25 protein-coding genes, 1 pseudogene and 1 other annotated feature are annotated in these 24,615 nt (G+C 51.8%); of the genes and pseudogenes, 20 read left to right on the top strand and 6 right to left on the bottom strand.

All coding sequences use genetic code 11. The features are described 5' to 3' along the window. Window positions 1-105 precede the first annotated feature (105 nt). The 5 genes from dgoR (at window position 106) to A31E_RS03950 (ending at window position 4,828) form a co-directional block, all read left to right on the top strand. Window positions 106-795: a D-galactonate utilization transcriptional regulator DgoR gene (gene dgoR, locus A31E_RS03930; RefSeq protein ID WP_016249430.1), complete on the top strand. Its 690-nt coding sequence runs from the start codon at window positions 106-108 to the stop codon at window positions 793-795. Then, the gene (dgoK, locus tag A31E_RS03935) at window positions 792-1,670 is read left to right on the top strand and encodes a 2-dehydro-3-deoxygalactonokinase (protein ID WP_016249429.1); all 879 of its coding nucleotides are present in this window, start codon (window positions 792-794) and stop codon (window positions 1,668-1,670) included. The genes dgoR and dgoK overlap by 4 nt, the downstream gene beginning before the upstream one ends. Further along, window positions 1,654-2,271, top strand: a complete 618-nt coding sequence (gene dgoA / locus A31E_RS03940; protein ID WP_001198729.1) for a 2-dehydro-3-deoxy-6-phosphogalactonate aldolase — start codon at window positions 1,654-1,656, stop codon at window positions 2,269-2,271. The genes dgoK and dgoA overlap by 17 nt, the downstream gene beginning before the upstream one ends. Continuing rightward, window positions 2,268-3,416, top strand: a complete 1,149-nt coding sequence (gene dgoD, locus A31E_RS03945; RefSeq protein ID WP_000705001.1) for a galactonate dehydratase — start codon at window positions 2,268-2,270, stop codon at window positions 3,414-3,416. The genes dgoA and dgoD overlap by 4 nt, the downstream gene beginning before the upstream one ends. Window positions 3,417-3,535: 119 nt before the next feature. Continuing rightward, window positions 3,536-4,828, top strand: a complete 1,293-nt coding sequence (locus A31E_RS03950; protein WP_000354284.1) for an MFS transporter — start codon at window positions 3,536-3,538, stop codon at window positions 4,826-4,828. On the opposite strand, the gene cbrA is transcribed toward A31E_RS03950, so the two are convergent. Further along, window positions 4,789-5,889: a colicin M resistance lipid reductase CbrA gene (cbrA, locus tag A31E_RS03955; protein WP_016249428.1), complete on the bottom strand. Its 1,101-nt coding sequence runs from the start codon at window positions 5,887-5,889 to the stop codon at window positions 4,789-4,791. The genes A31E_RS03950 and cbrA overlap by 40 nt on opposite strands. Before the next feature lie 100 nt (window positions 5,890-5,989). On the opposite strand from cbrA, the gene A31E_RS03960 reads away from it, so the two are divergent. Further along, complete coding sequence (locus tag A31E_RS03960) at window positions 5,990-7,204, top strand: YidR family protein (RefSeq protein ID WP_016249427.1); 1,215 nt, start codon at window positions 5,990-5,992, stop codon at window positions 7,202-7,204. A gap of 1 nt (window position 7,205) precedes the next feature. Here the strand turns inward: A31E_RS03960 and A31E_RS0123210 are convergent, their stop codons facing one another. Continuing rightward, on the bottom strand, window positions 7,206-7,538 hold the full coding sequence (locus A31E_RS0123210; protein ID WP_010377863.1) for a YceK/YidQ family lipoprotein: 333 nt from the start codon (window positions 7,536-7,538) through the stop codon (window positions 7,206-7,208). 238 nt (window positions 7,539-7,776) lie between these two features. Then, window positions 7,777-7,849 (top strand) — a sequence feature (ROSE (Repression Of Heat Shock gene Expression) occurs in the 5'-region of heat shock genes and acts as an RNA thermometer to modulate expression.). On the opposite strand from A31E_RS0123210, the gene ibpA reads away from it, so the two are divergent. The 3 genes from ibpA to A31E_RS03975 all read left to right on the top strand — a co-directional run bounded on the left by ibpA (window position 7,843) and on the right by A31E_RS03975 (window position 10,653). After that, a complete protein-coding gene (gene ibpA, locus A31E_RS03965) occupies window positions 7,843-8,256 on the top strand; it encodes a small heat shock chaperone IbpA (protein WP_001243437.1) in 414 nt (137 codons plus the stop codon). Its footprint overlaps the feature before it by 7 nt. 111 nt (window positions 8,257-8,367) lie before the next feature. After that, window positions 8,368-8,796, top strand: a complete 429-nt coding sequence (ibpB, locus tag A31E_RS03970) for a small heat shock chaperone IbpB (RefSeq protein WP_001243426.1) — start codon at window positions 8,368-8,370, stop codon at window positions 8,794-8,796. 195 nt (window positions 8,797-8,991) lie between these two features. Further along, entirely contained in the window at window positions 8,992-10,653 is a 1,662-nt protein-coding gene (locus A31E_RS03975; RefSeq protein ID WP_001279777.1) for a putative transporter, read from the top strand. Here the strand turns inward: A31E_RS03975 and A31E_RS26140 are convergent. Together A31E_RS26140 and yidI are read right to left on the bottom strand one after the other, a co-directional pair. Then, window positions 10,650-10,733: pseudogene (locus tag A31E_RS26140) on the bottom strand (GntR family transcriptional regulator); the annotation flags it as partial. The gene A31E_RS03975 and the pseudogene A31E_RS26140 sit on opposite strands and share 4 nt — an antisense overlap. Beyond that, window positions 10,730-11,179 (bottom strand): protein YidI, encoded by a 450-nt coding sequence (gene yidI, locus A31E_RS03980; RefSeq protein ID WP_001517434.1) that lies wholly within the window; start codon window positions 11,177-11,179, stop codon window positions 10,730-10,732. The pseudogene A31E_RS26140 and the gene yidI, both read right to left, overlap by 4 nt. A gap of 106 nt (window positions 11,180-11,285) precedes the next feature. Between yidI and A31E_RS03985 the strand changes: the two genes are divergently transcribed. The 3 genes from A31E_RS03985 to A31E_RS03995 are packed head-to-tail and all read left to right on the top strand — an operon-like array spanning window position 11,286 to window position 12,479. Then, window positions 11,286-11,633: a YidH family protein gene (locus A31E_RS03985; protein ID WP_000703955.1), complete on the top strand. Its 348-nt coding sequence runs from the start codon at window positions 11,286-11,288 to the stop codon at window positions 11,631-11,633. Continuing rightward, window positions 11,623-11,985 carry a DUF202 domain-containing protein gene (locus tag A31E_RS03990; RefSeq protein ID WP_016249426.1) on the top strand — a complete coding sequence of 121 codons (363 nt, stop codon included), beginning with the start codon at window positions 11,623-11,625 and terminating at the stop codon, window positions 11,983-11,985. The genes A31E_RS03985 and A31E_RS03990 overlap by 11 nt, the downstream gene beginning before the upstream one ends. Continuing rightward, window positions 11,982-12,479 carry a radical SAM protein gene (locus A31E_RS03995; RefSeq protein WP_016249425.1) on the top strand — a complete coding sequence of 166 codons (498 nt, stop codon included), beginning with the start codon at window positions 11,982-11,984 and terminating at the stop codon, window positions 12,477-12,479. The genes A31E_RS03990 and A31E_RS03995 overlap by 4 nt, the downstream gene beginning before the upstream one ends. A gap of 7 nt (window positions 12,480-12,486) precedes the next feature. On the opposite strand, the gene emrD is transcribed toward A31E_RS03995, so the two are convergent. Then, a complete protein-coding gene (gene emrD / locus A31E_RS04000; protein ID WP_001517436.1) occupies window positions 12,487-13,671 on the bottom strand; it encodes a multidrug efflux MFS transporter EmrD in 1,185 nt (394 codons plus the stop codon). 408 nt (window positions 13,672-14,079) lie between these two features. Between emrD and ivbL the strand changes: the two genes are divergently transcribed. The 7 genes from ivbL to uhpT all read left to right on the top strand — a co-directional run bounded on the left by ivbL (window position 14,080) and on the right by uhpT (window position 21,294). Next, window positions 14,080-14,178, top strand: a complete 99-nt coding sequence (gene ivbL / locus A31E_RS04005; RefSeq protein ID WP_001300753.1) for an ilvB operon leader peptide IvbL — start codon at window positions 14,080-14,082, stop codon at window positions 14,176-14,178. A 104-nt stretch (window positions 14,179-14,282) separates the two neighbouring features. After that, on the top strand, window positions 14,283-15,971 hold the full coding sequence (gene ilvB / locus A31E_RS04010) for an acetolactate synthase large subunit (protein ID WP_016249424.1): 1,689 nt from the start codon (window positions 14,283-14,285) through the stop codon (window positions 15,969-15,971). A gap of 3 nt (window positions 15,972-15,974) precedes the next feature. After that, entirely contained in the window at window positions 15,975-16,265 is a 291-nt protein-coding gene (gene ilvN / locus A31E_RS04015; protein WP_001181706.1) for an acetolactate synthase small subunit, read from the top strand. Window positions 16,266-16,337: 72 nt separating this feature from the next. Further along, on the top strand, window positions 16,338-16,928 hold the full coding sequence (gene uhpA / locus A31E_RS04020) for a response regulator transcription factor UhpA (protein ID WP_000633662.1): 591 nt from the start codon (window positions 16,338-16,340) through the stop codon (window positions 16,926-16,928). After that, window positions 16,928-18,436: a signal transduction histidine-protein kinase/phosphatase UhpB gene (gene uhpB / locus A31E_RS04025; RefSeq protein WP_016249423.1), complete on the top strand. Its 1,509-nt coding sequence runs from the start codon at window positions 16,928-16,930 to the stop codon at window positions 18,434-18,436. The genes uhpA and uhpB overlap by 1 nt, the downstream gene beginning before the upstream one ends. Window positions 18,437-18,445: 9 nt before the next feature. Beyond that, window positions 18,446-19,765, top strand: coding sequence for an MFS transporter family glucose-6-phosphate receptor UhpC (gene uhpC / locus A31E_RS04030; protein WP_001517439.1), 1,320 nt, complete (start codon window positions 18,446-18,448; stop codon window positions 19,763-19,765). A gap of 137 nt (window positions 19,766-19,902) precedes the next feature. Continuing rightward, window positions 19,903-21,294, top strand: coding sequence for a hexose-6-phosphate:phosphate antiporter (gene uhpT, locus A31E_RS04035; protein ID WP_000879190.1), 1,392 nt, complete (start codon window positions 19,903-19,905; stop codon window positions 21,292-21,294). A 42-nt stretch (window positions 21,295-21,336) separates the two neighbouring features. Here uhpT and adeD read toward each other — a convergent pair whose 3' ends face one another. Next, window positions 21,337-23,103, bottom strand: coding sequence for an adenine deaminase (gene adeD, locus A31E_RS04040; protein WP_016249422.1), 1,767 nt, complete (start codon window positions 23,101-23,103; stop codon window positions 21,337-21,339). 174 nt (window positions 23,104-23,277) lie between these two features. On the opposite strand from adeD, the gene adeQ reads away from it, so the two are divergent. Beyond that, window positions 23,278-24,612: an adenine permease AdeQ gene (adeQ, locus tag A31E_RS04045; protein ID WP_010377843.1), complete on the top strand. Its 1,335-nt coding sequence runs from the start codon at window positions 23,278-23,280 to the stop codon at window positions 24,610-24,612. The last annotated feature ends 3 nt before the right edge of the window (window positions 24,613-24,615 follow it).

Here is a 24,615-nt window from a genome sequence, read left to right as displayed (position 1 = left end):
ACGCACAGTAAACGCGAATATCATCATGCTGGTACTACAAAGTTGCCGCGTTATGCATCGATCGGGGTAAAGTAGAGCAGAACATACAGAGCACAAGGACTCTCCATGACTCTCAATAAAACCGATCGCATTGTCATTACACTGGGTAAACAGATCGTTCACGGTAAATATGTACCTGGCTCGCCGCTTCCGGCCGAGGCGGAACTCTGTGAGGAGTTTGAAACCTCGCGCAACATCATTCGTGAAGTGTTCCGCTCGCTGATGGCGAAGCGGCTGATTGAAATGAAGCGTTATCGCGGCGCATTTGTGGCATCGCGTAATCAGTGGAATTACCTCGACACTGACGTACTGCAATGGGTGTTGGAAAACGACTACGACCCACGGCTTATCAGTGCAATGAGCGAAGTGCGAAATCTGGTGGAACCGGCGATTGCCCGTTGGGCGGCAGAGCGCGCGACCTCCAGCGATCTGGCGCAGATTGAATCGGCGCTGAACGAGATGATTGCTAACAATCAGGATCGCGAGGCATTTAACGAAGCTGATATTCGCTACCACGAGGCGGTACTTCAGTCGGTACATAACCCGGTGTTACAGCAACTTAGCATCGCGATTAGTTCACTGCAGCGGGCAGTTTTTGAACGAACCTGGATGGGCGATGAGGCCAACATGCCGCAAACGCTTCAGGAACATAAGGCGCTGTTCGATGCGATACGGCATCAGGACGGCGATGCGGCAGAGCAGGCGGCGCTTACCATGATCGCCAGCTCGACACGAAGATTAAAGGAAATCACATGACAGCTCGCTACATCGCAATTGACTGGGGATCGACCAATCTGCGCGCCTGGCTTTATCAGAGCGACAACTGCCTGGACAGCAGGCAATCAGAAGCAGGCGTCACGCGCCTGAACGGAAAATCTCCGGCTGCGGTGTTAGCAGAAGTGATAGCAGGCTGGCGTGAAGAGAATACGCCAGTGGTGATGGCAGGAATGGTCGGCAGCAATGTTGGCTGGAAAGTCGCTCCTTATTTATCCGTTCCTGCCTGTTTCTCATCTATTGGTGAACAGTTAACGTCTGTTGGCGACAATATCTGGATTATTCCCGGATTATGCGTCTCTCATGATGATAACCACAATGTGATGCGCGGCGAAGAAACACAATTGCTTGGCGCGCGTGCTCTTGCTCCTTCCTCTCTTTATGTTATGCCCGGTACGCATTGCAAATGGGTGCAAGCCGATAGCCAGCAAATCAACGATTTTCGCACCGTGATGACCGGTGAATTGCACCATTTACTGCTAAATCAGTCATTGATTGGGGCTGGTTTGCCGCCGCAGGAAAACTCTGCCGATGCCTTCGCGGCCGGTCTTGAACGCGGCCTTAATGCTCCCGCCGTATTGCCGCAACTTTTTGAAGTTCGCGCCTCGCATGTGCTGGGAACGCTTCCCCGCGAACAGGTCAGCGAATTTCTCTCTGGTTTGTTGATTGGTGCTGAGGTCGGCAGTATGCGCGACGACGTGGCTCATCAACAGGCTATCACCCTTGTCGCCGGAACATCGCTGACCGTGCGTTACCAACAAGCCTTTCAGGCTATGGGTTGCGACGTAACGGCGGTGGCGGGCGACACGGCATTTCTGGCTGGTATAAGGAGCATTGCTCATGCAGTGGCAAACTAAACTCCCGCTGATCGCCATTTTGCGCGGCATTACGCCTGACGAGGCGCTGGCGCATGTTGGCGCGGTGATTGACGCCGGGTTCGACGCGGTTGAAATCCCGCTGAATTCTCCCCAATGGGAGCAAAGCATTCCCGCAGTCGTTGAAGCATACGGCGACAAAGCGTTGATTGGCGCAGGTACGGTACTGAAACCTGAGCAGGTTGATACGCTCGCCAGGATGGGCTGCCAGCTCATCGTTACGCCCAATATCCATAGTGAGGTCATTCGTCGTGCGGTGGGTTACGGCATGACCGTTTGCCCCGGTTGTGCGACGGCGACCGAAGCCTTTAGCGCGCTCGAAGCAGGCGCGCAGGCACTGAAAATATTTCCGTCATCGGCTTTTGGCCCGCAGTACATCAAAGCATTAAAAGCGGTATTACCGCAGGACATCGCGGTCTTTGCCGTTGGCGGCGTGACGCCAGAAAACCTGGCGCAGTGGATAGACGCTGGTTGTGCTGGAGCGGGCTTAGGTAGCGATCTCTATCGCGCCGGACAGTCCGTGGAACGTACCGCGCAGCAGGCAGCAGCATTTGTTAAGGCGTATCGAGAGGCAGTGCAATGAAAATTACCAAAATTACCACGTATCGTTTACCTCCCCGCTGGATGTTCCTGAAAATTGAAACCGATGAAGGCGTGGTCGGTTGGGGCGAACCGGTGATCGAGGGCCGCGCCCGCACGGTGGAAGCGGCAGTTCACGAGCTGGGTGACTATCTTATTGGTCAGGATCCATCGCGCATCAACGACTTATGGCAAGTGATGTATCGCGCCGGTTTTTATCGTGGCGGCCCCATTCTGATGAGCGCCATCGCCGGGATCGACCAGGCGTTATGGGATATCAAAGGCAAAGTGCTGAATGCGCCCGTCTGGCAACTAATGGGTGGCCTGGTCCGCGACAAAATCAAAGCCTACAGTTGGGTCGGCGGCGATCGTCCGGCGGATGTTATCGACGGCATTAAAACCCTGCGTGAAATCGGCTTCGATACTTTCAAACTGAACGGTTGTGAAGAACTGGGTCTGATTGATAACTCCCGCGCGGTAGATGCGGCGGTCAACACCGTGGCACAAATTCGTGAAGCCTTTGGTAATCAGATTGAGTTTGGCCTTGATTTTCACGGTCGCGTCAGCGCGCCGATGGCGAAAGTGCTGATTAAAGAACTGGAACCGTATCGCCCGCTATTTATTGAAGAGCCGGTGCTGGCGGAACAAGCCGAATACTACCCGAAACTGGCGGCGCAAACTCACATTCCGCTGGCAGCGGGGGAGCGCATGTTCTCGCGCTTCGATTTTAAACGCGTGCTGGAGGCGGGGGGCATTTCGATCCTGCAACCGGATCTCTCCCACGCGGGCGGTATTACCGAATGCTACAAAATTGCCGGAATGGCGGAAGCCTATGACGTGACTCTTGCGCCGCACTGTCCGCTCGGCCCCATTGCACTGGCTGCTTGCCTGCATATCGACTTTGTCTCCTATAACGCCGTACTTCAGGAACAAAGTATGGGCATTCATTACAACAAAGGCGCGGAGTTACTCGACTTTGTGAAAAACAAAGAGGACTTCAGCATGGTCGGCGGCTTCTTTAAACCGCTAACGAAACCGGGCTTAGGCGTGGAAATCGACGAAGCCAAAGTCATTGAGTTCAGTAAAAATGCCCCGGACTGGCGTAATCCGCTCTGGCGTCATGAAGATAACAGCGTAGCAGAGTGGTAATTCCTGCCACGTAAGCCCCTCATCGGGCACTAAAACAGCAATACAAAAATATAACCCTCTGTAACTTACAGGGCATGGTGAGCGGCCTCGCTATGCCCAAAATCAGGAGATAGCTCGCTATGGATATTCCCGTAAATGCAGCAAAGCCGGGGCGTCGGCGTTATCTGACGTTAGTGATGATTTTTATTACGGTAGTGATTTGTTATGTCGATCGCGCCAACCTGGCCGTGGCTTCCGCCCATATTCAGGAAGAGTTCGGTATTACTAAAGCCGAAATGGGCTATGTATTTTCGGCCTTCGCCTGGCTTTATACCTTATGTCAGATCCCCGGCGGTTGGTTTTTAGATCGCGTGGGTTCACGTGTGACTTATTTTATTGCGATATTTGGCTGGTCGGTGGCGACATTATTCCAGGGATTTGCCACGGGCTTAATGTCATTAATTGGTCTGCGGGCGATAACCGGTATTTTCGAAGCGCCCGCTTTCCCGACCAATAACCGTATGGTGACCAGTTGGTTCCCGGAACATGAACGTGCTTCTGCCGTTGGTTTTTATACCTCTGGTCAGTTTGTCGGTCTGGCGTTTCTGACTCCGCTGCTGATCTGGATTCAGGAGATGTTGAGCTGGCACTGGGTGTTCATTGTCACCGGCGGTATCGGCATTATCTGGTCGCTGATTTGGTTTAAAGTTTACCAGCCGCCGCGCCTGACCAAAGGCATCAGCAAAGCTGAGCTGGATTACATTCGTGATGGTGGCGGTCTGGTGGATGGCGATGCGCCGGTGAAAAAAGAGGCGCGTCAGCCGTTAACGGCAAAAGACTGGAAACTGGTGTTCCATCGTAAACTGATCGGCGTCTATCTCGGGCAATTTGCGGTGGCGTCTACGCTGTGGTTCTTCTTAACCTGGTTCCCGAACTATTTAACCCAGGAAAAAGGGATAACGGCGTTGAAAGCGGGTTTTATGACCACGGTGCCATTTCTCGCTGCGTTTGTCGGTGTACTGCTCTCAGGATGGGTAGCGGATCTGCTGGTGCGGAAGGGCTTTTCGCTGGGCTTTGCGCGTAAAACACCAATAATCTGCGGCTTGTTGATCTCCACCTGCATTATGGGTGCTAACTATACCAATGACCCGATGATGATTATGTGTCTGATGGCGCTGGCATTCTTCGGTAACGGTTTTGCTTCGATTACCTGGTCGCTGGTCTCTTCTTTGGCACCGATGCGCCTGATTGGTTTAACCGGCGGGGTGTTTAACTTCGCCGGTGGTTTGGGGGGTATCACCGTTCCGCTGGTGGTGGGTTACCTGGCGCAGGGTTACGGTTTTGCACCTGCACTGGTTTATATCTCCGCCGTCGCGTTGATTGGCGCGCTCTCTTACATCCTGCTGGTAGGTGATGTGAAGCGCGTTGGGTAATCTCTCAACTGTGGAATATGTGCAATGCCACTGCGCATAATCCACTTTCTTAAGGCCGGTGCGGTCAGGCATCGGCTTTTCAGGATCTTGCCGTAGAGTTTTAAACGCAGTTTGCGGGTGGCGTGCCAGTAAGCGGCATTGATTTTCTCCGGCTGCTTCAGTAGCACCGAACGCAGTATTTCCGCGCTATCCAGCGCATAGCTAATCCCCTCCAGCGAGCTGGCACTGATAAATCCCGCCGCTTCGCCAATAAGAAAAGCATTGTCCTTACCGCAGACAAAATCCTGCCAGCGTGAGGGAAACAACACGGTGCATTTTTCACTTTTCACCGCTTTGCCAAACTGGAACTGAAAGGCGTTCATTTTCTCTTTCAGCGCCGCAAAACGCGCCTGGCCGTCTTTCATCGGATAGGCACCGCCAAAAATAAAATAACCGTCTTTGCTGATACTCCATGAGTAACAGTCAGTTATCGCATTATCAAAGATACAGGAGTAGAACGGCGTCGGATGTTTCTCTGTGAACCACTGCTGGATAGCGACATATTTACGAATCTGATGATCCGGGTAGAGATGTCGCCGCACCATCGAGTTTGCACCATCAGCACCGACCAGATAGCGGGCAGTAATGTGTTGCTCCCAGCCATCGGCGCGAAAAATAACATGCCATTTATCATCCTCACGCCAGATTTTCCGGCACAGGCTGTCGTGGTAAACCTCAACGCTGGTGGGGATCAGCGATTTCATCCACAAGTCGAAGGCATGACGATTAATATTGATATAGCTTCGCTGGTAGTTACGCGTGAGCGATGCTGTGACGTCGACGGTTTTGACGCTGAAAATCTGTGGGTTGGCGATCACATCGACAGGGAGCGTTAGCCCGTCGCGAATAAAAGAACGCTGCGCGTCCGGTGCCAGCAGACCACCGCAAGGTTTGCTGAAACCTTCTGTACCGCACTGGTGCTTTTTATCCAGTGCAATCACCTGCATTTTTCCTGCTAACTGCCGCGCCAGTGCGGAACCCGCCGGGCCGAGGCCGATAATCGCTACGTCAAAATGTTCCATCTTTTTACTCACATTCATCACGATGGCAAAAGACTATTGTCTGAAAGTGAAGTCCTTGTGAAGTATGATGGCGGAAACCGTTTTGTATCAGGATCACGCCATGAAACAACTCACCAACGCTTCACGAAACCACCTGCTCACCAATACCAACACCTGGACACCCGATAGCCAGTGGCTGGTATTTGACGTGCGGCCTTCTGGCGCGTCGTTTACCGGCGAGACAATTGAGCGTGTGAATATCCATACCGGCGAGGTTGAAGTTATTTACCAGGCGTCACAGGGTGCACACGTTGGCGTGGTGACCGTTCATCCGAAGCTGGAGAAATATGTCTTCATCCACGGCCCAGAAAATCCTGATGAAACATGGCATTACGATTTCCATCACCGCCGCGGCGTGATTGTTGAAGGCGGAAAGATGAGCAATCTCGATGCCATGGATATTACCGTTCCGTACACTCCTGGGGCGCTACGTGGCGGCAGTCATGTACATGTCTTTAGCCCGAACGGTGAAATGGTGAGTTTTACCTATAACGACCATGTACTACATGAATGCCGCCCGGCGCTGGATTTGCGAAACGTCGGGGTTGCGGCACCGTTTGGCCCGGTTAACGTACACAAACAGCATCCGCGCGAATACAGCGGCAGCCACTGGTGCGTGCTGGTAAGTAAAACCACGCCCACGCCGCAGCCGGGCAGTGATGAAATCAATCGCGCTTATGAAGAGGGATGGGTCGGAAACCACGCGCTGGCGTTTATTGGCGACACACTTTCGCTGAACGGCGAGAAAGTACCGGAGCTGTTTATTGTAGAGCTGCCACAAAATGAAAACGGCTGGAAAGCGGCTGGTGAGGAGCCGTTAAGCGGCACGGAATCAACCCTGCCAGCGCCGCCGCGTGGTGTCGTGCAGCGACGTTTAACCTTTACTCACCATCGTACTTACCCAGGGTTAGTCAACGTTCCACGCCATTGGGTGCGTTGTAACCCACAGGGGACGCAAATCGCGTTTTTAATGCGTGACGATAACGGTATTGTGCAATTGTGGCTTATCTCCCCACAGGGCGGCGAACCGCGCCAGTTAACCGATAACAAAACGGATATTCAGTCAGCGTTTAACTGGCATCCGTCAGGAGAATGGCTGGGTTTTGTGCTGGATAATCGTATTGCCTGTGCACATGCGCAAAGCGGTGAAGTTGAGTATTTAACCGAAAATCACGCCAACCAACCTTCGGCAGACGCCGTGGTCTTCTCGCCAGATGGTCAATGGCTGGCGTGGATGGAAGCTGGCCAGTTGTGGGTCACCGAAACTGGCCACTAATTCAGTTCGTTGGCATTCGGGCTGGTGGAATGACGGCATTGATGGCCTGCGCGTCGGCTTCACTTTTTTCCACGCGTGAGCGCACTGAACTGTCTTTGCGGAATGCATCCCACGGCAGTAAAAGCGTGTCCATAACAGCGGTAAACGGCATATCAAGAATCACCAGTGACTTAGTGCCCCAGTTGGTTTCATTGTCACCAATCATGGTGGCGCTGGCACGGGTGCCAGGGTATGTTCCCTCTTTGCCCCCTGTATGGGACATCACGCTGGAACATCCTGTCATTAACGCCATCCCGCTGCACATTAAGAGTGCTAACAACACATTTCTTATCATAATAAATTCATCAGTTGATCGTTGGTGTTGGCATGATGTGTTATAGCGATCCCTTGCTGAAAATAACATCATCATCATGTCGCACTGTGGCGGCTATCGCACTTTAACGTTTCGTGCTGCCCCTCAGTCTATGCAATAGACCATAAACTGCAAAAAAAAGTCCGTTGGAAAGACTTGAAAAGTGCATATCCAGACCCATTTTTATACCGTAGCCGATGAGAACGCGCCTGATGGGTGTTCTGGCTATCCGACCTGTCCATTGTGGAAGGTCTTACATTCTCGCTGATTTCAGGAGCTATTGATTATGCGTAACTTTGATTTATCCCCGCTTTATCGTTCTGCAATTGGATTTGACCGTTTGTTTAACCACTTAGAAAACAACCAGAGCCAGAGTAATGGTGGCTACCCTCCGTATAACGTTGAACTGGTAGACGAAAACCATTATCGCATTGCTATCGCTGTAGCTGGTTTTGCTGAGAGTGAACTGGAAATTACCGCCCAGGACAATCTGCTGGTGGTGAAAGGTGCTCACGCCGACGAACAAAAAGAGCGCACCTATCTGTACCAGGGCATCGCTGAACGCAACTTCGAACGCAAATTCCAGTTAGCAGAAAACATTCATGTTCGTGGCGCTAACCTGGTGAACGGTCTGCTGTATATCGATCTCGAACGCGTGATTCCGGAAGCGAAAAAACCGCGCCGTATCGAAATCAACTAATTCTCTAAGGCCGCCTGGCGCGGCCTGGCAACTTCATGCTCGCCGTCAGGGAGCATATGCGAATCCTCGGATTTGCAGGTACTTACTCGCTTCTTAGAAGGAGAAATGACTATGCGTAACTTCGATTTATCCCCACTGATGCGTCAATGGATCGGTTTTGACAAACTGGCCAACGCACTGCAAAACGCCGGTGAAAGCCAGAGCTTCCCGCCGTACAACATTGAGAAAAGCGACGATAACCACTACCGCATTACTCTTGCGCTGGCGGGCTTCCGTCAGGAAGATTTAGATATTCAACTGGAAGGTACTCGCCTGAGCGTAAAAGGCACGCCGGAGCAGCCCAAAGAAGAGAAAAAATGGCTGCATCAAGGTCTTATGAATCAGCCTTTTAGCCTGAGTTTTACGCTGGCAGAAAATATGGAAGTCTCTGGTGCAACCTTCGTAAATGGTTTGCTGCATATTGATTTAATTCGTAATGAGCCTGAACCCATCGCAGCGCAGCGTATCGCTATCAGCGAACGTCCCGCGTTAAATAGCTAATTAGCTATTCTTTTTGCCCCGCCAGCCTGGTGGGGCTTTTTTTATTTACCATCTTCAACAATGTGTTAATTTTCGCCAATTTAAGATGTTCCTGCACTCTCTTTCCCGTGATAATGTGCGCCATAAGGCAAATCTGCTTCACCGATTCAGCCATAATCCATAGCAATTAAAATGTTATCTCAAGAGAAATGGACGATGAGTGATATAGCATTAACAGTCAGTATTCTGGCTTTGGTGGCGGTCGTCGGTTTGTTTATCGGCAACGTCAAGTTTCGCGGCGTTGGATTGGGCATTGGCGGCGTACTATTCGGTGGGATCATCGTCGGCCATTTTGTTTCACAGGCTGGGATGACATTAAGTAGCGACATGCTGCATGTTATCCAGGAATTTGGTCTGATCCTGTTCGTTTACACTATCGGCATTCAAGTGGGGCCGGGATTCTTTGCCTCGTTGCGTGTCTCCGGATTACGCCTTAATTTGTTTGCCGTTTTGGTTGTCATCATCGGTGGCCTGGTCACCGCCATCCTGCATAAATTGTTCGATATCCCACTTCCCGTGGTGCTGGGTATTTTCTCCGGCGCGGTCACCAATACGCCAGCGCTGGGCGCAGGTCAGCAGATCTTACGCGACCTCGGCACACCGATGGAGATGGTTGATCAGATGGGGATGAGCTATGCGATGGCGTATCCATTCGGCATTTGCGGGATTTTGTTCACCATGTGGATACTGCGGGTTATTTTTCGCGTCAATGTTGAGACGGAAGCCCTGCAGCACGAGTCGACACGAACCAACGGCGGTGCGCTAATCAGGACGATTAATATCCGTGTTGAGAATCCTAATTTGCATAATTTAGCCATTAAAGATGTGCCGATTCTCAATGGCGATAAAGTTATCTGCTCGCGATTGAAACGAGAAGAAACCCTAAAAGTACCTTCACCAGAGACCATTATTCAGTTGGGAGATTTACTGCATCTGGTGGGGCAGCCTGCGGATTTACATAATGCACAACTGGTGATTGGTCAGGAAGTGGATACTTCGCTGTCGACGAAAGGCACCGATTTGCGTGTCGAACGCGTGGTGGTCACCAATGAAAATGTGCTCGGCAAGCGTATTCGCGACCTGCATTTTAAGGAGCGCTATGATGTCGTCATTTCGCGACTGAATCGTGCCGGGGTTGAACTGGTTGCCAGTGGCGATATTAGCCTGCAATTTGGCGATATCCTCAACCTGGTTGGACGCCCGTCGGCTATTGATGCCGTTGCCAATGTATTAGGTAATGCGCAGCAAAAACTGCAACAGGTTCAGATGTTACCCGTGTTTATTGGTATCGGTCTTGGCGTGTTGTTAGGCTCCATTCCGGTGTTCGTGCCAGGATTCCCGGCGGCGTTGAAGCTGGGGCTGGCGGGTGGTCCGCTGATTATGGCGCTGATCCTTGGACGTATCGGCAGTATCGGTAAGCTGTACTGGTTTATGCCGCCAAGTGCCAACCTGGCACTGCGCGAACTGGGTATCGTACTGTTCCTTTCAGTTGTTGGTCTGAAATCCGGCGGCGATTTTATCCATACATTGGTTAATGGCGAAGGGCTAAGTTGGATAGGCTATGGTGCATTGATTACCGCGATTCCGCTGATCACAGCCGGCATTCTGGCGCGGATGTTAGCCAAAATGAATTATCTCACTATGTGTGGGATGTTGGCGGGTTCAATGACCGATCCACCGGCGCTGGCGTTTGCCAATAATCTTCATCCAACCAGTGGTGCAGCGGCTCTCTCTTACGCCACGGTGTATCCATTAGTCATGTTTCTGCGCATCATCACACCACAGTTACTTGCGGTGCTTTTCTGGGGCATCGGTTAACCCTTTTCCGGGTGGAGTCGCCGTAAATGGTACTCCACCCGGTATTCACAGGCGTTTCTGAACATTACTGAGTTACTTAAACCAGTGAACCACCGGTCAGGAAAGAAAAGATCAGGAATATCAGCACAATTCCACAGATGATGCCGATACCAAAAAGCAAGGTATGGAAAGCCAGCGTCCCGCTACCAAAAAACAGTGCACCGCGAATGCCCCAGCGATTTTCTTTACGCATACCGGCAACAAACGCGCAGAGTAGCGCGGCAATGGCCAGGGCGATACCGCCGTGATCGAGGATTTTATCGACATCAACGTCCTCTTTTTTCTGCGTCGTGGTGATTTTTTCGCCTTTTATTCCGGCGAGAAGACCTCTTTTAATTTCCGCCGTTTTTTCTGCAATAACGCTTTCCAGCGTTGGCGGCGGCGTGGAAAAAGGGCCGAATGAAAAGTGGATAATGCCCATTATTAAAGCGATAGCACCGAACAGCATACCCAGTGAACTGATTTTATTTTGCGCTATGATACCCATCTGACCTCCTTGTAGCGGATGGCAAGCATATCAGGAAAGCGCCGGACGACATTCCTAAAAATAGACGAATAAGACATCGCTATTGCGAAACGACTAAGGAGCCATAGTGAAAATTTCCCGACTCGGAGAAGCGCCCGATTACCGTTTTTCTCTGGCTAATGAGCGTACCTTTCTGGCGTGGATCCGAACTGCGCTGGGTTTTCTGGCGGCAGGTGTTGGGCTGGATCAGCTTGCGCCGGATTTCGCCACGCCGGTCATTCGCGAACTGCTGGCATTGTTGTTGTGTCTGTTTTCCGGCGGGTTAGCGATGTATGGTTACCTGCGCTGGCTACGTAACGAAAAGGCGATGCGTCTGAAAGAAGATTTACCCTACACCAACAGCTTATTAATCATTAGCTTAATATTGATGATTGTGGCGGTGATCGTTATGGGACTGGTACTGTATGCCGGATAGCCGCAAAGCCAGACGGATTGCCGACCCGGGTCTTCAGCCGGAACGCACATCGCTGGCATGGTTTCGCACCATGCTGGGTTACGGTGCGTTGATGGCGTTGGCAATCAAACACAACTGGCATCAGTCAGACACATTGTTCTGGATTTCTATTGGCATCCTTTCCTTTGTGGCATTGATCCTCTGGCGCTATACCCGCAATCGCAATTTAATGGATGTCACTAATAGCGATTTTTCCCAATTTTACGTAATCCGTGACAAATTTATGATCTCCCTCGCGGTGTTATCTCTTGCAATACTGTTTGCTGTAACGCATATACATCAAATTATCGTATTAATTGAGAGAATCACATGACAGGAAGTCAGGTTAGAAATGCTGAAGAGGACAGGCACAAATTGGTTATAGAGTATAAAGATGCTCTGCAACCTGCCGATTTTTATCAAAATTTCAAACAGCGAGGCATCCGCTCCGTGCAACTTATTCCCCACATTGAATTTGATGACCGGGGCGAGCTGACGGCAGCTTCGATGACAGAGAAGCTGTGGGGGCAATTTTTAATTGCCCTGTTCGAGTGTTGGGTGCGGGCAGATATCAGTCGTATATCAATTGAGCTTTTCGACGCCACCCTGCAAAAATGGTGCAGGAGCGAAAAACTGCAACCCCGGCGAGGCTGTCAGGGATGTGACTGGCATCGTCTTTGCCCACAAGCATGGGATGATCAGCCGGACGACGTGCTTTGTGCTGGCTATCAAGCTTTTTATTCCCACTCGGCACCGTACATGCGGGTGATGCGCGACTTGATAAAGCAGCATCGTTCTCCCATGGAGTTGATGACGATGCTGCGGTGATGCGAGCTTAAACGGCCTGCCCCTGGTGTGATATCCGCGTTGCCAGCGGCAGCCAGCAAAGCACAATCAATAACCCCATTAAGGTCATCAACAGCCCCAGACTTCCCTGGCCGGTTTGCGGCAGCATCGCAGAGAGCGACGCCAGTACGCCGGAACCAATGTTTTGCAGGCCGCCAACCAGTGCGCCAGCAGTACCTGCCAGGAATGGAAACGGCTCCATCGCGCCGCTGGTGGCCAGCGGAAATAGCATTCCGGCACCAAAAAAGAACAGCGCGGCGGGAACGAGTAGTGTCCAGACATTCATCACGCCAAACCAGCCAGGGATCCACATCATCAGTCCTGCCAGCAGGCAACAGATAACTGACTGCCACATTAACGAAGAGAACCGTTTATTCGGGCGTCCGGCAAACCATGCGCCGAAAAATGCCGCCGGGATTGGCAGAATAAATAAAATACTGACCGTCATACTGCTCAGCCCTAATACTGCGCCCATCAACACACCAGAACAGGCTTCGAAAGCGGCAATTCCTGCCAGACCGCCAATAAGCATCAGTAAATAGCAGTTAAAACCGCCGTTACCGAAAAGAGTTTTATAACTGGTCAGTAGGCGCGTGCGTGGCGCATCGACAGGGCGCGTTTCCGGCATCCAGCGCGCCATACTGAACGTCACACCGGCACAGAGCACCAACAAAAACAGGTAACAGGCCCGCCAGTTCCACATGGTATTCAGCAGACCGCCAATTAATGGCGCAAGCAAAGGGCTGACGAGAATACCCATATTTAACATGCTATTAGCGTGACGTAGCTGTGTCCGTTCATACAGATCACGCGGTAATGTACGCGCCATCACACCACCGACACCGGTTCCCATTCCCTGCATTGCGCTGGCAGTAATTAATACCGTCAGGCTGGAGGTGGTGACCGCCACCAGCGTTGCTAACATAAAAATGGACATTCCGACGAGGATCACCGGGCGGCGACCCACACGGTCGGAAATTGGGCCATAAAACAGTTGTGAGACACCGTAGGTCAGCAGATACGCGCCCATTACGCTCTGCACCGCCCCTTCACGGACGTTGAGATCGCGCGCCATATCGGCAATAGCTGGAATATAAATAGTTTGTGCCATCTGACCGACAGCCACGAGTAATACCAACATCAATAATAAATTGATGTTTCTATGCGTTTTCATTATCACAGATGCTTATATAAGAATATTTAGAATAAGTTGCTACGCATTCCAATAAATGCGGGAGAGGAATCTATCACATTGATAAATGTTAGCCAGATATATATATGGAATGATGAATAACGAAGCGGCAGAATATATAAACAACAGCGGCAATAAATGTTTCCGGAATGGATTGTAGTTTAAATAAATTCTGTAGGGTGGATACGATGCGTCAGCATCGCATCGACACGAATCTGCCAGCAGAATGTAAAAGACCACCTCCTCAGGAGGTGGTCTTTTACTTCTTACGTTTCAGTACAAAACGTGATCAGTCCCTCATTTTTTCCCTGATGAAAAATTTTCCATTGTCTCTCCTGTAAACCTGTGCTTGTATAAATATTGTTAAACACAAAACAAACAAGGTCCCCAATGACTACTTCCATGCTCAACGCAAAACTACTACCAACTGCGCCATCCGCCGCAGTGGTCGTCGTGCGTGTGGTGGTGGTCGTCGGCAATGCGCCGTAGGGACTGGAACAACACACGATTCCAAAACCCCGCCGGCGCAAACCGGGCGGGGTTTTTCGTTTAAGCACCCCCGGAAAGTCGGCCCAGAAGAAAAGGACTGGAGCATGGCAAGTTCGGGCACAACATCGACACGTAAGCGCTTTACTGGCGCAGAATTTATCGTTTATTTCCTGGAACAACAGGGCATTAAGGTTGTGACGGGGATCCCTGGTGGCTCAATTCTCCCTGTCTATGACGCCTTAAGCCAAAGTACACAAATCCGCCATATTCTGGCCCGTCACGAACAAGGAGCGGGATTTATCGCCCAGGGGATGGCGCGCACCGACGGAAAACCAGCGGTTTGCATGGCCTGCAGTGGGCCGGGAGCGACTAATCTGGTGACTGCCATTGCCGATGCGAGGCTGGACTCCATTCCGCTGATTTGCATCACCGGTCAGGTTCCGGCCTCAATGATTGGCACCGACGCCTTCCAGGAAGTCGATACCTACGGCATCTCTATCCCCATCACCAAACATAACTATCTGGTCAGACATATCGAAGAACTTCCGCAGGTCATGAGCGATGCCTTTCGCATTGCGCAATCAGGCCGCCCTGGCCCGGTGTGGATAGACATTCCTAAGGATGTGCAAACAGCGGTTTTTGAGATTGAAGAACAACCTGCTCCGGTAGAAAAAGCCGCCGCGCCTGCCTTTAGTGAAGAGAGCATTCGTGACGCGGCAGCGATGATTAACGCAGCCAAACGCCCGGTGCTTTATCTGGGAGGCGGTGTGATCAACGCGCCTGCGCGGGTGCGTGAACTGGCAGAGAAAGCGCAACTGCCCACCACCATGACCTTAATGGCGCTGGGCATGTTGCCAAAAGCGCATCCGCTGTCGCTGGGTATGCTGGGAATGCACGGTGTACGCAGCACCAACTTTATCTTGCAGGAGGCAGATCTGCTGATTGTGCTCGGTGCACGTTTTGATGATCGGGCGATAGGCAAAACCGAGGAGTTCTGCCCGAACGCGAAAATCATTCATGTTGATATCGACCGCGCAGAGCTGGGCAAAGTTAAGCAAGCGCACGTGGCGATTCAGGCGGATGTTGATGATGTGTTGTCGCAATTAATCCCACAGGTGGAAGTCCAACCGCGTACAGAGTGGCACCAACAGGTGGCTGATTTACAACGCGAATTCCCGTGCCCTATCCCGAAAGCATGCGATCCGTTAACGCATTACGGCCTGATCAACGCCGTTGCCGCCTGTGTGGATGACAACGCGATTATCACGACCGATGTTGGTCAGCACCAGATGTGGACCGCACAAGCGTATCCGCTCAATCGTCCTCGTCAGTGGCTGACCTCCGGTGGGCTGGGAACCATGGGCTTTGGCCTGCCAGCGGCGATTGGCGCGGCGCTGGCAAACCCGGATCGCAAAGTTTTATGTTTCTCCGGTGACGGCAGTCTGATGATGAATATTCAGGAGATGGCCACTGCCAGCGAAAACCAACTGGATGTCAAAATCATTCTGATGAACAACGAAGCGTTAGGGTTGGTGCATCAGCAGCAAAGCCTGTTCTACAAGCAGGGCGTTTTTGCCGCCACCTATCCGGGCAAAATCAACTTTATGCAAATAGCCGCCGGATTCGGCCTCGAAACCTGTGATTTGAATAACGAAGCCGATCCGCAGGCCGCGTTGCAGGAAATTATTAATCGCCCTGGCCCGGCGCTGATCCACGTGCGCATTGATGCCGAAGAAAAAGTTTACCCGATGGTGCCGCCAGGTGCGGCGAATACTGAAATGGTGGGGGAATAAACCATGCAAAACACAACTCATGACAACGTGATTCTGGAACTCACCGTTCGCAACCATCCGGGCGTAATGACCCACGTTTGTGGGCTTTTTGCCCGCCGCGCCTTTAACGTCGAGGGTATTCTCTGCCTGCCGATTCAGGACAGCGACAAAAGCCATATTTGGCTACTGGTTAATGATGACCAGCGGCTGGAGCAGATGATAAGCCAAATCGACAAACTGGAAGATGTGGTCAAAGTGCAGCGTAATCAGTCTGACCCGACCATGTTTAACAAGATTGCAGTGTTCTTTCAGTAACCGCTCAAGGCTTGAACAGCGGCGCGCTTATCGTTAAGGTAAGCGCGTTTTTTTACCCGCCAGGACAAGACCATGATCACCGTTGCCCTTATAGACGATCACCTTATCGTCCGCTCCGGCTTTGCGCAGTTGCTGGGGCTGGAACCTGATTTGCAGGTAGTTGCTGAGTTTGGCTCGGGGCGCGAGGCGCTGGCCGGATTGCCTGGGCGCGGTGTGCAGGTGTGTATTTGCGACATCTCAATGCCGGATATTTCGGGGCTGGAGTTGCTAAGTCTGCTACCAAAAGGGATGGCGACAATTATGCTCTCCGTTCATGACAGTCCGGCGCTGGTTGAACAGGCGCTTAATGCGGGCGCGCGCGGTTTTCTCTCCAAACGTTGTAGCCCGGACGAACTGATCGCCGCCGTGCATACAGTTGCCACGGGCGGCTGTTATCTGACGCCGGACATCGCCATTAAGCTGGCATCCGGCCGCCAGGATCCACTGACCAAACGCGAACGTCAGGTGGCGGAAAAGCTGGCGCAAGGGATGGCAGTAAAAGAGATCGCCGCTGAACTGGGGTTGTCGCCTAAAACGGTGCACGTACATCGCGCTAATCTGATGGAAAAACTGGGCGTCAGTAACGACGTTGAACTGGCTCGCCGTATGTTTGATGGCTGGTGATGAAGACGTTTTTTTCCCGCTTAATTACCGTTATTGCCTGCTTTTTTATTTTCTCTGCCGCGTGGTTTTGCCTGTGGAGTATCAGCCTGCATTTGGTTGAACGCCCGGAGCTGGCTGTGCTGCTGTTCCCGTTTGGCTTGCGGCTGGGACTGATGTTGCAATGCCCGCGCGGATACTGGCCCGTATTGCTGGGCGCGGAATGGTTGCTGATTTACTGGTTGATGCAGGCGGTTGGGTTAACGCATTTTACGTTATTGATGATCGGTAGTTTACTGACGTTACTGCCCGTGGCGTTGATTTCTCGCTATCGCCATCAGCGTGACTGGCGCACGTTGCTGTTACAAGGAGCAGCGTTGACGGCGGCAGCGTTGTTACAGTCACTGCCCTGGCTTTGGCACAGATATGGAAACGAGTCGTGGAACGCGCTGTTATTGACCTTAACTGGCGGTCTGACGCTGGCTCCTGTTTGTCTCGTGTTCTGGCATTACCTGGCGAATAACACCTGGCTACCGCTGGGGCCGTCGCTGGTTTCTCAGCCGATAAACTGGCGTGGACGCCATCTGGTCTGGTACTTGCTGCTGTTTGTTATCAGTCTCTGGCTGCAACTGGGGCTGCCGAACGAACTGTCGCGCTTTACGCCATTCTGCCTGGCGCTGCCGATTATTGCCCTGGCCTGGCACTATGGCTGGCAAGGAGCGCTGATTGCGACGCTGATGAACGCCATTGCGTTGATTGCCAGCCAGACATGGCATGATCATCCGGTGGATTTATTGCTCTCGCTGCTGGTGCAAAGCCTTACAGGCTTGTTGCTTGGCGCAGGTATTCAGCGACTGCGCGAGCTTAACCAGTCGCTGCAAAAGGAACTGGCGCGCAATCAGCATCTTGCCGAACGTTTGCTGGAAACCGAAGAGAGCGTGCGCCGCGACGTAGCGCGTGAACTGCACGATGATATCGGCCAGACCATCACCGCTATTCGCACCCAGGCGGGCATTGTTCAGCGACTGGCAGCGGATAACGCCAGTGTGAAGCAGAGTGGACAGCTAATCGAACAACTATCGCTGGGCGTTTACGACGCGGTGCGCCGCTTGTTAGGGCGGTTACGCCCACGTCAGTTGGATGACCTCACTCTTGAGCAGGCCATTCGTTCACTGATGCGAGAAATGGAACTGGAGGGGCGCGGTATTATCAGTCATCTCGAATGGCGGATAGATGAATCGGCGTTAAGTGAAAACCAGCGAGTAACGCTGTTTCGTGTCTGCCAGGAAGGGCTGAACAACATTGTGAAACATGCCGATGCCAGTGCGGTCACGCTGCAAGGCTGGCAGCAGGATGAGCGGTTAATGCTGGTGATTGAAGACGATGGTAGCGGTTTGCCGCCAGACTCAGGGCAACACGGTTTTGGCCTCACCGGAATGCGTGAGCGTGTAACGGCGCTGGGCGGCACCTTAACCATCTCCTGTCTGCACGGCACACGCGTCAGTGTCTCTCTCCCCCAACGTTATGTCTAAGGCTTGATGATGTTGCAGTTTCTGAAAGCGCCTGCCGACGCGCCGCTGATGAGTGATAAACGTGAAATTGATGCCTGCTACCGCTACTGGCGTCGGCATATTTTGTTGACCATCTGGTTAGGTTATGCGCTGTTTTATTTCACGCGTAAAAGTTTTAACGCCGCTATGCCGGAAATCCTTGCTACCGGCGTGCTAAGTCGTAGCGATATTGGCCTGTTAGCAACCCTGTTTTATATCACCTACGGTTTGTCGAAGTTTGTCTCCGGCATTGTCAGCGACCGCTCAAATGCGCGTTATTTTATGGGGATTGGGCTTATCGCGACTGGCATCATCAACATTCTGTTTGGATTTTCCACTTCGCTATGGGCGTTTGCCGTGCTCTGGGTGTTGAACGCCTTTTTCCAGGGCTGGGGGTCGCCGGTTTGTGCGCGTCTGTTAACTGCCTGGTATTCACGTACCGAGCGTGGCGGTTGGTGGGCGCTGTGGAATACGGCACATAACGTTGGCGGTGCGTTGATCCCCATCGTGATGGCGGCAGTTGCGCTGCATTATAGCTGGCGTATCGGGATGATGATTGCCGGAAGTTTAGCCATTATAGTGGGGGTTTTTCTCTGCTGGCGGCTACGCGACCGCCCGCAGGCGTTAGGTTTACCGGCGGTCGGAGAATGGCGGCACGACGCACTGGAGGTAGCCCAGCAACAGGAAGGGGCGGGGTTGACACGTAAAGAGATCCTCACCAAATATGTGTTGCTGAATCCATACATCTGGCTGCTTTCGTTCTGCTACGTGCTGGTTTACGTGGTTCGTGCAGCGATTAACGACTGGGGCAACTTGTACATGTCCGAGACGCTGGGCGTCGATTTGGTGACGGCGAATACCGCGGTAACCATGTTTGAACTGGGCGGATTTATCGGTGCGCTGGTTGCAGGCTGGGGATCGGACAAACTGTTTAACGGTAACCGTGGGCCGATGAATTTGATATTCGCCGCGGGGATTTTGCTTTCTGTCGGCTCGCTGTGGCTGATGCCGTTTGCCAGTTACGTGATGCAGGCGACCTGCTTTTTCACCATTGGCTTTTTTGTTTTTGGCCCGCAGATGTTAATCGGCATGGCAGCGGCAGAGTGTTCTCACAAAGAGGCGGCAGGGGCAGCGACGGGGTTTGTCGGCTTGTTTGCTTATCTTGGGGCATCGCTCGCCGGTTGGCCGCTGGCGAAAGTGCTCGATACCTGGCACTGGAGCGGTTTTTTTGTGGTTATCGCTATCGCCGCCGGGATTTCGGCGCTGCTGTTACTGCCCTTTTTGAATGCTCAGGCACCACGCGAAGCGTGATGCATCTCACCTTTTTACTTCATATCCGGCAAAACTAAGAAATTTTCCTGGTTTTGCCTGGACGCTATCCCAGGCCTGATTTGCTGCTGATTTTTACAATGAATACCTCACGCAGGTATTCATTTCAGGAGTAACCCATGCTGGCTTTCCTCAACCAGGTTCGCAAGCCGACTCTGGATCTTCCGCTCGAAGTGCGGCGCAAAATGTGGTTCAAACCGTTCATGCAATCCTACCTGGTGGTCTTTATTGGCTACCTGACGATGTACCTGATTCGTAAGAACTTTAACATTGCGCAGAACGACATGATCTCCACCTACGGGCTGAGCATGACGCAGTTGGGGATGATAGGACTGGGCTTCTCCATCACCTATGGCGTGGGTAAAACGCTGGTTTCCTATTACGCTGACGGCAAAAATACTAAGCAGTTCCTGCCATTCATGCTGATCCTTTCAGCTATTTGTATGCTGGGGTTCAGCGCCAGTATGGGCAGCGGCTCGGTTAGCCTGTTCCTGATGATTGCTTTCTACGCCTTAAGCGGCTTTTTCCAGAGCACCGGCGGTTCGTGCAGTTACTCCACCATCACCAAATGGACGCCGCGTCGTAAGCGCGGGACGTTCCTCGGTTTCTGGAACATTTCCCACAACCTCGGCGGCGCGGGTGCGGCGGGTGTGGCGCTGTTCGGCGCAAATTACCTGTTCGATGGCCACGTGATTGGCATGTTTATTTTCCCGTCGATTATTGCACTGATTGTCGGTTTTATCGGTCTGCGTTACGGAAGTGACTCCCCTGAAGCTTATGGTCTTGGCAAAGCCGAAGAACTGTTCGGTGAAGAGATCAGCGAAGAGGACAAAGAGACGGAATCCACGGATATGACCAAGTGGCAGATCTTTGTCGAATATGTTTTGAAAAACAAAGTGATCTGGCTGCTGTGCTTCGCCAACATCTTCCTGTACGTGGTGCGTATTGGTATCGACCAGTGGTCAACCGTCTACGCTTTCCAGGAACTCAAACTCTCTAAAGCGGTAGCGATTCAGGGCTTTACGCTGTTTGAAGCAGGCGCACTGGTCGGTACGCTGCTGTGGGGCTGGCTCTCCGACCTGGCGAATGGTCGCCGTGGCCTGGTGGCCTGCATCGCGCTGGCACTGATTATCGCGACACTCGGTGTGTATCAGCACGCCAGCAATCAATATATCTACCTGGCTTCTCTCTTTGCATTAGGTTTCCTGGTATTTGGTCCGCAACTGTTGATTGGCGTGGCGGCTGTTGGCTTTGTACCGAAAAAAGCGATCGGCGCTGCCGACGGGATTAAAGGCACCTTCGCCTACCTGATTGGTGACAGCTTTGCCAAGTTAGGTCTGGGGATGATTGCCGATGGTACTCCGGTATTCGGCCTTACCGGCTGGGCTGGAACCTTCGCCGCGCTGGATATCGCCGCAATTGGCTGTATCTGCCTGATGGCGATAGTCGCGGTGATGGAAGAACGCAAAATCCGCCGCGAGAAAAAAATTCAGCAGTTGACAGTGGCATAAACGTAACTGGTGACTTTTGCCCGGCATGATGCCGGGCTTTTTTTATTCCACGATCTCAAGCGTAGTGAAGGAAAACGTCTCGCCATCAAACAAACCCTGGCTGGTCAGTTTCAGCGCGGGGATCACTGGCAGGGAAAGAAATGCCATCTGAATAAACGGTTCATCCGGTAGTGAACCACATTCACGGGCGGCGACTTTCAATGCGTCAATTTGTTCCGCCAGTGACTGCGCTGTGTCGGTGCTCATCAGCCCGGCAATGGGCAACGGCAGGTGGCTCTGTACCTGACCGTTACGTACTACGCAAAGCCCACCGCCGTCCTGAATAACCTGATTCACCGCCAGCGCCATTTCTTCGGTGCTACGACCGATCACCACAATATTATGGCTGTCATGGCTGACCGTCGCCGCCATCGCGCCTTCGTTCAGGCCAAAGCCGCCGAGCAAACCACAGGCCGGAGTCAGTCGTTGTCCGTAGCGCTCAAGCACGGCAATAAAGCACACATCATCGCGATCAAAACCGTTTTCGCTGTAAACGCAGGAGCGGGAGTGCGTAATCAGTTCGTTATGAATAACGTCAATGACACGATAGCGTTTTCCGGGAGTAAATTGCAGCGCAAAGTCGCTGGCGGAAACAGGCTGGCGGGCAATGGTATTGCCATACGGCGGGGCAGATTGCGCCAGTCTTACCGACTCTTGTGCCTGTAAGGTTTGTGCGTCAATCGGTTCGCCTTTCACCAGTACCTGTTGTACTGTGACCTTACGCGCGTCACTTAGCAGAACGATATCGGCCTGTTTGCCTGGTGCCAGTAAACCGAGATGATTAAGACCAAAATGACGCGCCGTCGACCAACTGGCTACACGATATGCCACATGCAGCGGCACATTGTGTTGTTCGATCAGGCGGCGGATTAAGGCGTCGATATGCCCTTCATGGGCAATTTCCCACGGGTTACGGTCATCGGTACAGAGCATGCATTGCGGGCTGTTAAATTCGTTGATCAACGGTGCCAGTGCATTGAGATTGCGGGCGGCGGACCCTTCGCGGATCATCAACGACATACCGAGTTGTAATTTCCGGCGACCTTCTTCCAGCAGATAACTTTCGTGGCAGTTTTCAATACCCGCAGCAATATAAGCGTTAAGTTCTTTACCACCCAAACCGGGACAGTGACCGTCCAGCGTCAGATGGCGAAACGCGTCCAGTTTATCGAGTAGCGCATTTTGGCCGCTAATCACGCCTGGATAGTCCATCATCTCGGCCAGACCGGTAACCTGCGGATGATCCCGCCAGGTGAGCATCTGTTCGAGGGTAAAACTGGCACCGTTTACATCGCAGCCTTCCAGGGCGGGAACGCAAGAACTGACCTGCAAATACTGATTCTGCCTTGCCTGTTCAGCGCAGCGGGCAAACCAGGCGAATCCGGCTTCACCCATGACGTTGACGATTTCATGAGGGTCGCAAATGACGGTTGTCAGGCCACGCGGCAGGGTGGCGGTTTCAAAGGTGACTGGCGTCATCATGCTGGATTCAATATGCAAGTGAGCATCAATAAACCCCGGCACTGCCGTTGCGCCGTTAGCATCAATTCGATGCAAAGCCGGAGCGTCGGCGTATTCTGCGCCAACACCGGCAATGTAACGCCCTTTAATCACAATCGGGCCGGAAATTTCTCCGCCATTGATCAGATCCAGAATAGAGACATTATCAATAATATAATCGGCAACGGCTTCTCCACGGGATACGGCTAACAATTCCTGGTATTCGTCCCGACTAATGTGATGAAATTTATGGCTAATAGAATTATTCATGTTTTTCTCATTTTGATTTTATCAGTTTGATTATTATTTATCATAAAGAAACGTCGCGAGATTATTAAAGAATATCCATTAATGTGCAATTGAAATGTGATAATTATCACTGAACCGTTGTTGTCATTTGTTTTACAAAAGCAAGGAATTAAATCTCCTTCAATGGACAAAAAAATGAATAATGACAATACCGATTACGTGAGTAATGAATCAGGGACGCTTTCGCGATTATTTAAACTGCCGCAACATGGGACCACCGTCCGCACAGAATTGATTGCAGGGATGACCACTTTTTTAACCATGGTGTACATCGTTTTCGTTAACCCGCAAATTCTCGGTGCGGCGCAAATGGATCCGAAAGTGGTGTTTGTCACCACCTGTCTGATTGCCGGTATCGGCAGCATTGCGATGGGGATATTTGCTAACTTACCCGTAGCGCTGGCTCCAGCAATGGGGCTGAATGCCTTCTTTGCGTTTGTGGTGGTGGGGGCAATGGGCATCTCCTGGCAGACCGGTATGGGCGCTATATTCTGGGGCGCAATAGGGCTATTTTTGCTCACGCTTTTTCGTATACGTTACTGGATGATATCTAACATTCCGTTAAGTTTACGTATTGGTATCACCAGTGGCATCGGGTTATTTATTGCCTTAATGGGATTAAAAAACACCGGTGTTATTGTCGCCAATAAAGATACGCTGGTGATGATTGGTGATTTAAGTTCTCATGGTGTGTTGTTGGGTATTTTAGGTTTTTTTATTATAACCGTGTTGTCATCACGTAATTTTCACGCCGCGGTGTTGGTTTCTATTGTTGTTACTTCCTGCTGTGGATTATTTTTTGGTGATGTTCATTTTAGCGGCATCTATTCCATTCCACCTGATATTAGCGGTGTTATTGGTGAAGTTGATTTGAGCGGAGCATTGTCGCTTGAACTGGCCGGTATCATTTTCTCCTTTATGTTGATCAACCTATTTGATTCATCAGGAACATTAATTGGCGTAACTGATAAAGCTGGCTTAATAGATAGTCACGGTAAATTCCCGAATATGAATAAGGCGCTGTATGTCGATAGCGTCAGTTCGGTGGCTGGCGCGTTTATCGGCACCTCTTCTGTTACCGCCTATATTGAAAGTACTTCTGGTGTGGCGGTCGGTGGTCGCACGGGGCTGACTGCGGTAGTGGTCGGCGTTATGTTCCTGCTGGTTATGTTTTTCTCGCCGCTGGTGGCGATGGTTCCTCCTTACGCAACCGCCGGGGCGTTAATCTTTGTTGGTGTGTTGATGACTTCAAGTCTGGCGCGCGTTAACTGGGATGATTTTACCGAATCGGTGCCCGCATTTATTACCACGGTAATGATGCCTTTTACCTTTTCAATTACTGAAGGTATCGCGCTGGGCTTTATGTCGTACTGCATCATGAAAGTGTGCACCGGGCGCTGGCGCGATCTGAACCTGTGTGTGGTGGTGGTAGCGGCGCTATTTGCGTTGAAAATCATCCTGGTGGATTAGTAT

The organism is Escherichia sp. KTE159 (assembly GCF_000408805.1).
In the GTDB taxonomy this organism is placed as follows: Bacteria; Pseudomonadota; Gammaproteobacteria; order Enterobacterales; family Enterobacteriaceae; genus Escherichia; species Escherichia marmotae.
The sequence above is the reverse complement of the archived record's forward strand: the minus strand, read 5'-3'. Positions and strand labels throughout refer to the sequence as shown.